This is a genomic window from Rhabdothermincola sediminis, assembly GCF_014805525.1.
GTDB classification, from domain to species: Bacteria; Actinomycetota; Acidimicrobiia; order Acidimicrobiales; family Acidimicrobilacustridaceae; genus Rhabdothermincola; species Rhabdothermincola sediminis.
Genome location: NZ_JACFSZ010000010.1, coordinates 132,451 through 143,647, shown reverse-complemented (window position 1 = coordinate 143,647; position 11,197 = coordinate 132,451). Strand labels below are relative to the sequence as shown.

Annotated in this window: 12 protein-coding genes; 4 read left to right on the top strand and 8 right to left on the bottom strand. The window is 70.5% G+C overall.

Features of this window, described 5'->3' with window-relative positions:
* Window positions 1-943: SGNH/GDSL hydrolase family protein (locus tag HZF19_RS10135; protein ID WP_208028647.1), on the top strand; the 943-nt coding region annotated here is incomplete at its 5' end.
* Here the strand turns inward: HZF19_RS10135 and HZF19_RS10130 are convergent.
* The gene (locus HZF19_RS10130; RefSeq protein ID WP_208028646.1) at window positions 892-2,289 is read right to left on the bottom strand and encodes an ArnT family glycosyltransferase; all 1,398 of its coding nucleotides are present in this window, start codon (window positions 2,287-2,289) and stop codon (window positions 892-894) included. The genes HZF19_RS10135 and HZF19_RS10130 overlap by 52 nt on opposite strands.
* 167 nt (window positions 2,290-2,456) lie before the next feature.
* Between HZF19_RS10130 and HZF19_RS10125 the strand changes: the two genes are divergently transcribed.
* Window positions 2,457-4,052: a glycosyltransferase family 39 protein gene (locus HZF19_RS10125; RefSeq protein WP_208028645.1), complete on the top strand. Its 1,596-nt coding sequence runs from the start codon at window positions 2,457-2,459 to the stop codon at window positions 4,050-4,052.
* Window positions 4,053-4,129: 77 nt separating this feature from the next.
* Window positions 4,130-5,176, top strand: coding sequence for a putative hexosyltransferase (locus HZF19_RS10120; RefSeq protein WP_208028644.1), 1,047 nt, complete (start codon window positions 4,130-4,132; stop codon window positions 5,174-5,176).
* A gap of 23 nt (window positions 5,177-5,199) precedes the next feature.
* Here HZF19_RS10120 and HZF19_RS10115 read toward each other — a convergent pair whose 3' ends face one another.
* Window positions 5,200-5,454: a hypothetical protein gene (locus HZF19_RS10115; RefSeq protein WP_208028643.1), complete on the bottom strand. Its 255-nt coding sequence runs from the start codon at window positions 5,452-5,454 to the stop codon at window positions 5,200-5,202.
* A 191-nt stretch (window positions 5,455-5,645) separates the two neighbouring features.
* Here HZF19_RS10115 and HZF19_RS10110 point away from each other — a divergent pair, with 191 nt between their 5' ends.
* On the top strand, window positions 5,646-5,837 hold the full coding sequence (locus HZF19_RS10110) for a hypothetical protein (protein WP_208028642.1): 192 nt from the start codon (window positions 5,646-5,648) through the stop codon (window positions 5,835-5,837).
* Between the two features lie 3 nt (window positions 5,838-5,840).
* On the opposite strand, the gene HZF19_RS10105 is transcribed toward HZF19_RS10110, so the two are convergent.
* The 6 genes from HZF19_RS10105 to HZF19_RS10080 form a co-directional block, all read right to left on the bottom strand.
* A complete protein-coding gene (locus HZF19_RS10105) occupies window positions 5,841-6,326 on the bottom strand; it encodes a peptidylprolyl isomerase (RefSeq protein ID WP_235979772.1) in 486 nt (161 codons plus the stop codon).
* Window positions 6,327-6,392: 66 nt separating this feature from the next.
* A complete protein-coding gene (locus HZF19_RS10100; RefSeq protein ID WP_208028641.1) occupies window positions 6,393-7,025 on the bottom strand; it encodes a TetR/AcrR family transcriptional regulator in 633 nt (210 codons plus the stop codon).
* Window positions 7,026-7,063: 38 nt separating this feature from the next.
* Window positions 7,064-8,128 carry an ABC transporter ATP-binding protein gene (locus HZF19_RS10095; protein ID WP_307781196.1) on the bottom strand — a complete coding sequence of 355 codons (1,065 nt, stop codon included), beginning with the start codon at window positions 8,126-8,128 and terminating at the stop codon, window positions 7,064-7,066.
* A 2-nt stretch (window positions 8,129-8,130) separates the two neighbouring features.
* Complete coding sequence (locus tag HZF19_RS10090; RefSeq protein WP_307781195.1) at window positions 8,131-9,249, bottom strand: ABC transporter ATP-binding protein; 1,119 nt, start codon at window positions 9,247-9,249, stop codon at window positions 8,131-8,133.
* Entirely contained in the window at window positions 9,246-10,235 is a 990-nt protein-coding gene (locus HZF19_RS10085) for an ABC transporter permease (protein ID WP_208028640.1), read from the bottom strand. The genes HZF19_RS10090 and HZF19_RS10085 overlap by 4 nt, the downstream gene beginning before the upstream one ends.
* The gene (locus HZF19_RS10080) at window positions 10,216-11,169 is read right to left on the bottom strand and encodes an ABC transporter permease (RefSeq protein WP_208028639.1); all 954 of its coding nucleotides are present in this window, start codon (window positions 11,167-11,169) and stop codon (window positions 10,216-10,218) included. Before HZF19_RS10080 ends, HZF19_RS10085 begins: the two co-directional genes overlap by 20 nt.
* Window positions 11,170-11,197 lie beyond the last annotated feature (28 nt).

The following is an 11,197-nucleotide window of genomic DNA, read 5'->3' as shown; positions in this document are numbered from 1 at the left end:
CGCGCTGGCCCAGATCTCCCTGGTGATCCTCGAACAACCCGTCCGTCAACGCCGCCTGTTCACCGGCCGTACCCCCCTGTGGCTCGCCCCCCTCACCGCCATCGCCATCCTCACCACCACCATCACCGGCGGGGCCGCACCGGGGACGACCGAGCTGCGCACCACGGACCAGCCGACCGAGTTCGTGGCTCCTGCCGCGACCTTGACACCGGACGGAGACGGGCTGGAGCCCGCTGGCCCGACCACCGTGGCCCCACCGCCGCCATCTGCCCTCGTCGTGGGCGATTCCATGGCGGTGAGTCTCAACGGGGGCCTCGAACGCTGGGTGGGCGAGCACGGCGGGATCCGGGTGCTCAACGCGGGAACGGTCGGATGCAGCATCGGGGTCGGGGGGCGGCTCCGGGCGATCGGCATCGAGCGGGCCACGTTCCCGGAGTGCGACGCGCGCCTCGAGCGCTGGGCGTCGTTGCTCGCCGAGCGGCGCCCCGACTACGTGGTCGTGCTGTCATGCCTGTGGGACGTGGCGGAGCGCAAGATCCCCGGGGACCGCACCTGGCGCATCCCCGGCGACCCGGTCCTCGACGACTGGCTGCGCCGGTCGATCGGGGGGTCGATCGACGTGTTGGCCTCGACCGGGGCCCGGGTGGTGTGGCTGACCTGCCCCTACATCTCACCCGTCTACTCCCCGCAGAACTTCATGGGCCGGGGCCCCTACAAGGAGGCCGATCCGGCTCGCACGGACCGGTGGAACCAGCTCGTGCGGGAGGTGGCGGCGACGAGGCCGGAGGTGGTGGTGTGGGATCTGGCCGGACTCCTCGAGGGCACCTGGCCCGGTGGCCAACTCGACCCGCAGCTGCGTCCGGACGGCGTGCACTTCACCGAGCAGAGCAGCTACGACGTGATCGCCGCGTTGGCACCTGATCTCGCGTCCCGCTCGCTCTGATCGTCCTGGTGGCTGGCTCCCGGACCCGCTGCCGGCCCGTCCCAGGCCGGGGCTCGTTCCTCCGGCCACCACCGGCTCACCAGCGCGGTCGCACCCACCGCGGCGAGCAGGCAGAGCGGGCCTTCGGCAGTCGCTCGGAAGCGCATCGACGAGTAGAAGAGCACCACGGTGATCAGCACGGTGATGCCGGGAGCGAGCACCGGGTAGAGCGGCACCCGGCGCCGGCGGAGGACAACGGCACCGGCGATGGCGAAGGGCACGAGCAGCCAGTAGGAGATCGTGGCAGCCTCCATGACCCGGCGGGGGAACAGCTCGGCGCCCACGTCGATGTCGATCTGCTGGCGGGGCCGGAAGACCCCGGTGATCCGCCCCACCCGGGCCGCGATCACCGTCGGGATGCGGCTCCGGTGGTCACCCATGTACCGGAGGGTGTCCTCGAGCAGCGCCCGCTGGGCCTCGGCTTCGCTGAACTCCGCCCGGATCTGGTGGCGGTCGAGGATCTCCCGCCCGCATCGCAGGTCCCAGTAGCCGATCAGATCGCCGTAGTAGACCGACTCGCAGTTGGACACCGCGAGGGTGACCTCCATCTGGCTCGACAGCAGCACCGGACGGTCGAAGCGCACCAGGTTGAACACCACCCAGGGAACGAGAAGCACTCCGGCGGCACCGATGCCGGCGACGATCAGTCGCCACACTGGGCGGCCGAGGCGCCTGGCGGTGCCGACCGCCAGAGGGACGACGAGCAGGGGGAGGAGCAGGCCGAGCTCGGAGCGAGCCAGCGTGGAAGCGGCAGCCGAGAGCCCGACCCAGGCGAGGGCTAGGCCGGAGGGTGCCCGCCAGCACCGGTAGGCGAGGAGGACCGTGAGCATGACCGTGAAGATCACCATGGTCTCCGACAGCACCATCCCGTCGAAGCGCCACACGTTCGGGTACACGGCCATGAGGCCCGCCGTCAACCAGCCGGCTCGGCGGCCGGCGACCTCGCGCCCGGCGAGGCCACCCACCCCGACCGCCGCCGCGCCGAGCAGGCAGGAGGCCAGCAGGTGGGCGGTGACCGATCGCAGGCCGAGCACGGAGAACAGCGCGAGGTAGACGATGTACAGCGGTGGGTGGTCCGCGCCCTGGACGGTGCGCCCCTCCTCGTAGGCGAACGGGTTGATGAACCCCTTCCCGTCGGCGAGCAGGTTGGCGGCATCGTGGTAGTAGACGGGATCGCCCTGCAGGTCGATGCCGCGGCGGAAGAACCAGACGTAGGCCACCCGGAGCGCGAGTCCGGCCAGGACGATGATGCCGAGGCCGATCCACCATCCGCGGTCCCCCGAGCGGCCGCCAGTGTCCGGCTCCATGATCTGGCGAGCATACCGACGCCGCTCCCATGGCCTGGGGGATCGCCGGGTCATGCCCGACGCTCGTCCGGGCGCGCCGTAGCATCGGCGGCCATGAGGACGAGCGCCGAGCGGTGGCGGGATCGGTCTGTCGGCTCCGGCAGCCGGGCCGGCCGCCGGTCCGTCCGATGACGACCGAGCGGCTGCAGCCCGCGCGCCCGGCGGGCTCGCGGGGCGGCGGGCAGGCTGCGGGCGGGCAGCAGGTGCCCCTGGAGCTGATCGCACTGAGCGTGGTCGCGGTCGTGGTCGGTGTCGTGCTGCGCTTTGCGGCCCGCACGCCGCTGTGGCTCGACGAGGCACTGAGCGTGAACGTCGCCCGCCTGCCGCTCGTCGACATCCCGTCCGCGCTGCGCCATGACGGTCACCCACCCCTGTACTACGTCCTGCTGCACATCTGGATCGGGGTGTTCGGCACCTCGGATGTGGCCGTTCGGGCACTCTCCGGTGTCTTCGCGGTAGCCGCCCTGCCCCTCATGTGGTTGACGGGCCGGCGGCGGGGCGGTCCGCTGCTGGCGTGGTTGGCACTGCTCGTGCTCGCCGTGTCGCCGTTCGCGCTCCGGTACGCCACGGAGACCCGGATGTACGCACTCCTGGTGATCCTGGTGCTCGCAGGCTGGTTGCTGGTGGACGGCGCCCTCCGGCTCGGCCGCGACGGGAGGCGTGCGCTGGCGGCCATCGCGCTGGTTACCGCTGCGCTGCTGTACACGCACTACTGGTCGCTGTGGCTCCTGGCGGCCACCGGATCGCTTCTGGCGTGGCGAGCCCGGCGCGCCCAGGACGAGGGCGAACGCCGGAGGGCCGGGCGGGCGCTGGCCGCCATCGGCATGGGCGCGGCGTCGTTCATCCCCTGGCTCCCGGTGCTGGTCGACCAGGCTCGCCACACCGGTACCCCCTGGTCGGGCCCTCCGCGCCCCACCACCCTCCTCGCCAGCACCCTCACGGACTTCGGGGGAGGCGACTTCCGGGACGCCGAGCTGGTGGGGGCGATGATCCTGGTGCTGATGCTGCTGGCCGTGTTCGGCGCCACCCGTGACCGGTTCACGATCGAGATCGACGTACGCACGACGCCACCGTTCCGGGCGGACGCGTACGTCGCCGCCGGCACTCTCGTGCTCGGCGCCGCCGTCGCCTATGTCACCTGGAGCGCGTACGCCACGAGGTACGCGACGGTCCTCTTCCCCCTCGTGATGTTGCTGGTGGCGGGCGGCATCCAACGCTTCGGGGACCGCTGGGTCCGCGACGGGATCGCGGTCGTGGTGACGGGCGCGTTCCTCCTCGGCGGGGTGTACAACCTCGTCACCAGCCGCACCCAGGCGGGGGTGATCGGAGCCGCGGTCGGGGAGCGGGCCGCGGCGGGCGACGTGGTCGTCTACTGCCCGGACCAGCTCGGCCCCGGCGGGAGCCGGGAGGTTCCGGCGGAGGTGACCCAGCTCGTCTACCCGACGTTGGATGGCCCCGAACGGGTCGACTGGCGCGACTACGAGGCACGAAACCGAGCTGCAGATCCGCAGGCCATCGCCCAGCAGATCCTGGATCGGGCAGGCCCATCCCACCGCATCTTCCTGGTGTGGAGCGGGGCCTACGCCACCTTCGAGGGCCAGTGCGAGGCCCTGTTCGACGCGTTGGCCAGCGCCCGTGGACGGGCGGAGGTGCTCGTGGAGGAGGACGGCGACCGCTATTACGAGCACGCCCAGCTCGTCATGCTGCCGGCGTCGACGCCATGACGGCGATCCGTCGAGGACCGTCCCGGCGATGGTTGGCTGGGCTCCGTGATGACCTCTGGGTGGTGGTGCCCGCCTGGGTGACCGCCCGGATCCTGGTGGCCGCGGCGTACGTCGCCGCCCGCGTGGTCGCGGATCGCTTCGCGCTGGCGCCTCCGGCCCTCGGCGACGGGCTGCTGGCCTGGGACGGTACGTGGTACCGAGACATCGCCACGGTCGGCTACGGAGGGCTCGACCGGGAGGCGTTGCGGTTCTTCCCCGGCTTCCCCCTGGCGGGCCGCTTCGTCGGCGTCTTGCTCGGCTCGGAGGGCGTGGCGCTGGTGCTGATCGCGAACCTGGCCTCCATCGTGCTGGGCATCCTGGTGCTGCAGCTGATGCGGGCGGAGGGGTGCAGGCGCGCCGCGGCCGGCCGGGCCGTGTGGCTCATGATGCTGTTCCCGCCGGCGTTCGTGTTGGTCTGGGGGTACGCGGAGGCGCTGATGCTGGTGGGGGCGCTCCTGGCGTTCCTGGGCCTGCGCACCCGGCGCCCATGGGTGGCCGCTGCCGGGGGGCTCCTGGCAGCGCTGTGCCGGCCGCTCGGCATCCTGCTCGCGATCCCGGCCGCGGTCGAGGTGGCCCGTACCTGGCGCGGCAGCCGGGGTCGGGACCGCGCCGGCGGGCTGGCCGCCATCGCCGGGCCGCTGGCCGGCGCGGCGCTCTACGCCGGATGGGTCTGGGTCCGGGACGGCGATCCGTTGCTCCCGTTCACCGTGCAGGAGGAGCTGCGCGGCCGGGCCGTGAACCCGATCACCCGCATGTGGGACGGCCTCGTCGACCTGGTCGGCCCGGAGCGCTTCGGCCAGGGGCTTCACCTACCGTTCGCCGCGCTCTTCGTGGTGCTGCTGGTGCTGGCGTTCCGCCGGTGGCCGGTCTCCTACGGGCTGTATGCCGCGGCGGTGCTGGCACTGGCGCTCGGCGCTGAGAACCTCAACTCGCTCGAGCGGTACGGCCTGAACGCCTTCCCCTTGGTGCTCACCCTTGCGCTCTACACCGCGGACGAGCGGGCGGAGCGGCCGGTGCTGGCGTTGTGCGCGGCCGGGTTCGTGTCGTTGGCGACGCTCGCCTGGCTGGCGGCGTACGTGCCCTGACGAGGCGCGCCGGCGCGTGAGGGTCAGGCCGGGTGCAGCCCGACCCTCACGGGTTCCGCGCCGATCGTCGCCGGGCCCTCCCGCCGGGGTTCTTCTCGCCGTATGGCCAGGACCTCCGAGGTACGGATGCTGGCCACGCGGGTGCTCCAGCAGTCCACCACCTGCCGGCCTGACGCGGTGGCGAAGAACGTGGTCATCTGCCCTTCCTGCTGGTAGGCGTCGGCGCCGTCGATCATCTCGACCGTGCCGTCTCGGAGGGTGACGCGGTAGGCAGCCACAGGTCTCCTCGCTCTCTGCTCCTCGGGGGAACGCTACGGGCATGGGCCTGTGAGGAGGAAGAGGGCCAACTCTGTGGATTTCGCGAGTTCTCCACAGCTCGGTGCCTACCGACCAGCAGGCAGTCGCGAGCCGCACCGGGCAGACGGAGGGGTCCGCGAGCCGCCCGACCCGGCGCGCGAGAGTTTCCGGCATGGGAGACCAGATCCTCTCCATCATCTGCCCTCGTTGTGGAACGACCGCCGCCGAGCGCTTCTATGGGCCCTGCGGCGGCTGCCGGGAGCAGCTGCGGGCGACGGTCGGGGGTGAGCGGCGCGACGTCGAGGCCGCGGCCTACGAACCGAAGATGCACGTCACCCCGAACGCGGTGGCGCTGAAGGACTGATCCTCAGGCGGCGGGGCGCTCCTCGATGGTCACCTGCCGCATGACGTCGCCCTTGCGGGTGACCTGCACCGTCTCCATGCCCTCCACGACCTGACCGAACAGGTTGTACTGCTTGGGCAGGCGCCCCGCGAGGTCCACCAAGCAGATGAAGAACTGCGAGCCGTTCGTGTCCGGGCCGGCGTTCGCCATCGCCACCGCACCCTCCACGTAGTCCCCCTGCACGGGCTCATCGGCGAACCGGTAGCCGGGGCCCCCGCGACCCGTACCTTCAGGGCAGCCACCTTGGATGACGAAGCCGGGTTCCACCCGGTGGAACGTCAGCCCGTCGTAGAAGCCTTCGCGAGCGAGGGCGACGAAGTTGTTGACGGTGTTGGGAGCGAGGCGGGGGTCCAGGTCCATCACGATGGTTCCCCGATCGGTGGTGATGGTGGCCCGGTAGATGGTGTTCTCGTCGATCTGCATTGCAGGGGGGTTCGGCATGGCGCTCATCCTCTCACGCCGTCGTGGAGGTCGCGCCCTCGGGTCCTCAGCGGCGCGAGGTCAGGGCACCCCCCGTCACCGAGGGGGGTCACCCACGGCTCGGGCAGGTCTCGCCGATCGCTGCGTGAGGATGCCCGCGAGACCTCGCAGGAGCAGGCCGTGGATCACCTCGAGCGCCTGGCCTCGGGAGAGGTCGCGCTGCTCGAGCCAGGCCGCCACCGCGGCGTCCAGGCAGCCGAGCACGCTGCGGGCCAGCAGCCGAGCCGCGGCGTCACCGCCCCACCAGTCGGCGAGCCGTTCGCAACGCCGGCGCCGGGCCTCCACGACGAGTGGGTGCAGGGTCGCCTCGGGGGTGCCCACCAGCTTCCAGGCAGCGGGCTTCGCAGCGGCGATGCGCAGGTAGGCATCGACCAAGGCGACCAGGTGCTCGTCCAGCGTGCCGTCGGGATCGGAGGAGATCGAACGCAGTGCCTCGTCGAGCTGGAGGGTGCACCGCAGGTGCACCGCGGCGAGCACTCCGCTGCGGTCACCGAAGTAGTTGTGGACCAGGGCCCGGGACACCCCAGCCTGCTCGGCGATCTCCTCCAAGGTGACCTCGCTGGGGTCCCGGAGGGTGAAGACCCGCTCGGCGGCGTCGACGATCTGCTCGCGGCGGATCTCCGGGTCGAGCCTGGTCCTCGTGCGCCCCCCTCGCGCTGGCTCGGTCACCTGGCCTGCCTCGAGATCCCCGCCCCGCAGCGGACTCCCTAGCCCTTGCTCGCGCCGTCAGTCGCGACCTTGGCCCCGGCCTTGGGCACGACCTTCTTGCTCTCGGTGACTTCCAGGGGGAAGTGGCAGGCGACGTAGTGGCCGAGGCCGATCTGGCGCATCTTCGGCTCCACCTGCGCACACATGTCCTGGGCCTTGGGGCAGCGGGTGCGGAATCGGCAGCCGCTCGGTGGGGCGACGGGGGAGGGGATCTCGCCTCCGAGGGTGGCGTCCTCTCGTGGTCGCACCGAGGGGTCCGGAACCGGGATCGAGCTGAGCAGCGCGGCGGTGTAGGGATGGGCGGGTCGCGAGTACAGGTCGTCGGGGGGCGCGACCTCACACAGCTTGCCCAGGTACATGACCGCCACCCGGTCACTGACGTTCTTGACCACCGCCAGGTCGTGGGCGATGAACACCAGCGTCAACCCGTAGCGCTTCTTCATGTCCTGGAGCAGGTTCAGGATCTGGGCCTGGACCGACACGTCGAGCGCGGACACCGGCTCGTCGCAGATGATGAGCTTTGGGTCGAGAACGAGCGCGCGGGCGATCGAGATGCGCTGGCACTGGCCACCGGAGAACTGATGCGGCCGGCGGTTCCAGGCGGCGTCGGGATCGATGCCCACCGCCTCGAGGGTCTCGCGGACCAGCTCCCGTTGCTCCTCCTTCGTGCCCCGCTTCCAGATCCGCAGCGGCTCGGCCACGATGTCGCTCACCTTGCGCCTGGGGTTGAGGGAGGAGATCGGGTCCTGGAAGATCATCTGCATGCGGGGGCGCACCTGCCGCAGCTGCGCGGTCCCCAGCTTGGTGAGCTCCTGGCCGTCGAAGTGGACCTCCCCAGAGTTGGGTCGTGGCATTTGCATGAGTGTCCGGCCGGTCGTGGACTTGCCACACCCGGACTCGCCGACCAGGCCGAGCGTCTCGCCCTCCTTGATGTCGATGCTGACGTCCGAGACCGCGTGGACCTTGAGCCCGGTCGAGCCGACGGGGAACTCGACCACCAGGTTCTCCGCCCGCAGGAGCGTGTCGTTCGCGGACCGCAGGTGAGCGGTGCCACTTCCAGCCATTCTCAGAGCTCCTCGGGGTTCGCGGGACGGACGGAGACCGGCGTGGCGGCGGCGGTGGCGCCGGCGGCCTCGTTGCGGGCACGGGCGTCTTCTCCCTCGGGGGTGCCCACGGGGTACCAGCAGCGGTAGAGGTGCCCGGGCGTGGGCCCTTCCACCAACGGTGGGTCGTCGGTGAGGCACTTGGGCTGCGCGTAGCGGCAGCGGGGAGCGAAGTTGCAGCCCTTCGGAGGATTGATGAGGTCGGGGGGTCGGCCCGGGATGGCCTCGAGGCGGGTGTGGCTGGGGTAGTCGATCTTGGGGATCGAGTTCAGCAGCGCCTCGGTGTAGGGCATCTTCATGTCGGAGAACAGCACGCTGGTGGGCGCGTACTCGGCGACCCGACCGCCGTACATCACGAGGATGTCGTCGGTGCGCCCCGCCACCACACCGAGGTCGTGGGTGACGAGGATCATGGCCATGTGACGCTCGCGCTGCTGCTGCTGGAGCAGGTTCAGGATCTGGGCCTGCACGGTGACGTCGAGTGCCGTGGTGGGCTCGTCGGCGAAGAGCAGCTTCGGACCGCAGGCCAGGGCGATGGCGATCGTCACCCGCTGGCGCATGCCGCCGGAGAGCTGGTGCGGGTACTCCTCCAGTCGCTGCGCCGGCTCGGGGATCCCCACCGAGCTCAACAGCGACAGGGCGGTCTCGTTCGCCTCGTTCTTGTCCATGCCGAGGTGGTGGATGAGCGACTCGGTGATCTGCTTGCCGATCTTCATCACCGGGTTCAGCGAGGTCATCGGGTCCTGGAAGACCATCGACATCTCGGCCCCCCAGACCGAGCGCATCTGGTCCTGGGTGTAGCCGATGATGTCTGCGCCCTCGTAGAAGATGTGACCGTCGCGGATCACGTTGCGCTTGGGGAGCAGCCCCATGATCGAGCGGGCGAGCACGGTCTTGCCGGATCCGGACTCGCCCACCACGCCGAGGGTCTTGCCCCGGTCGAGCGAGAAGCTCACCCCGTCGACCGCTCGCACCGTGCCCCGCTCGGTGCGGAAGTGGGTCTTGAGGTCGACGACCTGCAGGAGTTTCGACGGGCTGCTGGCCGCACTCGCCTTGGTGGAGCTGATGACCTTGCGGCTCACAGGCCGACCTCCTTCACGTCGAAGTACTCCCGGACGCGGTCACCGGCGAGGTTGAGGGCCAGCACGGTGAGGAACATCACGGCGCAGGGGATCAGGCTGATGAACGGCTCCCGGGCCAGCACCGCTCGGCCGTCGTTGATCATCCCGCCCCAGGTCGGCGTGGGAGGAGGCACGGAGAGACCGAGGAACGAGAGGCCGCCTTCGGCCACGATGGCCACGGCCACCCCGATGATGCTGAAGGACAGCACGGGCAGGGCCACGTTGGGGACCACTTCCCGCCAGATGATGCGGAAGTTGCTCGCTCCGAGGGCTCGGGCCGCGGTGACGTACTCGCGCTCGCTGTGCACCAGGGTGGCGGCGCGCACCAGCCGGGCGATCGGGGGGATGGCGACGATGCCGATGGCCAGGATGATGTTGCCGACGTCCCGGTTGACCCGGAACGTGACGATCACCAGGGCCAGGAGCAGGGCCGGGAACGCCAGGAGGACGTCCATGGCCCACATGATCGTGGCCTCCAGCCGACCCTTGAAGTACCCGGCGATGACCCCGAGGGTGCCGCCGATGGCCACGCCGAAGGCCACCGCCGCGAAGCCGACGGCCAGCGACACCCGGCCCCCCCACACGACCCGGGAGAAGATGTCGCGCCCGAGCGTGTCGGTGCCGAACCAGTGATCGGCGCTCGGCGGGCAGCGCACGCACGACGACGGGGTCCGATAGTCCTGGAGGGGCAGCACCGGGGCGAGCAGGGCCAGCAGGGCCACGAGCCCGAACCAGCCCACCGCGATCCAGAACAGGGGGCCGAGACGCTTCTTGACCAGGTCCTCCGCGGCCACCTGGCCGGGGTCGAGCTCGTGCAGCTCCTCGAGCAGCTCGATGTCGCCGTCGGCGATCCGGGTGATCTCGGTGGCCAGGTCGCCGCTCTCGGCGAACACCGAGCTGTCGGTGGGCAGCGGTTCCGAGCTGGGTTCAGGCGAGCGCGCGGGCATGGCGGATCCTCGGGTCGAGAACGGCGTAGAACATGTCGACGGCGAAGTTGATGAGCACGTAGCCGACGGCGATGATCACCACCCCGCCCTGCACCGGGATGTAGTCGCGGGCCAGGATGCTGTCGACGACGTACTTGCCGATGCCGTTGATGGCGAAGATCACCTCGACGATGAACGTCCCGCCGATGAGGCGGCCCATGTTGAGGCCGGCCACGGTCACCAGCGAGAAGGTGGAGGGGCGGAAGGCGTGGCGCAGCAGGATTCGCCGCGACGGCAGGCCCTTGGCCTTGGCCATCATGATGTAGTCCTCTTGCAGAGTGGCGATGAGATCGGTGCGAAGCAGGCGGAGGTAGACCGCCATCTCGGCCACCGCCAGGGTGAGGGCGGGCAAGAAGAGGTCGTGGAGGTTCTTGATGGGGTCGGTGAAGAATTCGGCGTAGCCGGTGGCGGGGAACCAGCCGAGGTTCACGGCGAAGATGAGGATCAGCACGATCGCCAGGATGAAGTTCGGCACCGACAGCAGCGCGAACGCGACACTGGTCGACACCCGGTCGAAGATGCCACCGGGTCGTTGGGCGGCGATGATCGCCAGGGGGATCGACACCGCCAGGGCGATGAACTGCGAGTAGATCAGCAGCTCGATCGTCACCGGCATCCGCTGCTTGATCGCCTCCCACACCGGCTGCTGGTTCCGAGCCGACGCGCCGAGGTCCCCGGTGACCGCGTCACGCAGCCACTCCCCGTAGCGCACCGGTAGGGGCTTGTCGAGGCCCAGCTCCTTGGTCTTCTGCTCCACGCACTCCGGCCCGCCGCCCGCTCCGCAGAGCACCTGGGCGGTGTTGCCGGGGAGCAGGTTGAGGAAGAAGAACGACAGGAACGTGACGGCGAGCAGGACCAGCAGCAGCTGGACCAGCTTCTTGCGGACGAACCTCATCGCGGTCCTTTCCGGGGATCGTCGGTGA

What these genes read in the sequence shown, in the direction of transcription:
- HZF19_RS10130 (WP_208028646.1), bottom strand. Translation starts at nt 2,289, where the DNA reads ATGGAGCCGGACACTGGCGGCCGCTCGGGGGACCGCGGATGGTGGATC.
- HZF19_RS10125 (WP_208028645.1), top strand. Translation starts at nt 2,457, where the DNA reads ATGACGACCGAGCGGCTGCAGCCCGCGCGCCCGGCGGGCTCGCGGGGC.
- HZF19_RS10110 (WP_208028642.1), top strand. Translation starts at nt 5,646, where the DNA reads ATGGGAGACCAGATCCTCTCCATCATCTGCCCTCGTTGTGGAACGACC.
- HZF19_RS10105 (WP_235979772.1), bottom strand. Translation starts at nt 6,326, where the DNA reads ATGAGCGCCATGCCGAACCCCCCTGCAATGCAGATCGACGAGAACACC.
- HZF19_RS10095 (WP_307781196.1), bottom strand. Translation starts at nt 8,128, where the DNA reads ATGGCTGGAAGTGGCACCGCTCACCTGCGGTCCGCGAACGACACGCTC.
- HZF19_RS10085 (WP_208028640.1), bottom strand. Translation starts at nt 10,235, where the DNA reads ATGCCCGCGCGCTCGCCTGAACCCAGCTCGGAACCGCTGCCCACCGAC.
- HZF19_RS10080 (WP_208028639.1), bottom strand. Translation starts at nt 11,169, where the DNA reads ATGAGGTTCGTCCGCAAGAAGCTGGTCCAGCTGCTGCTGGTCCTGCTC.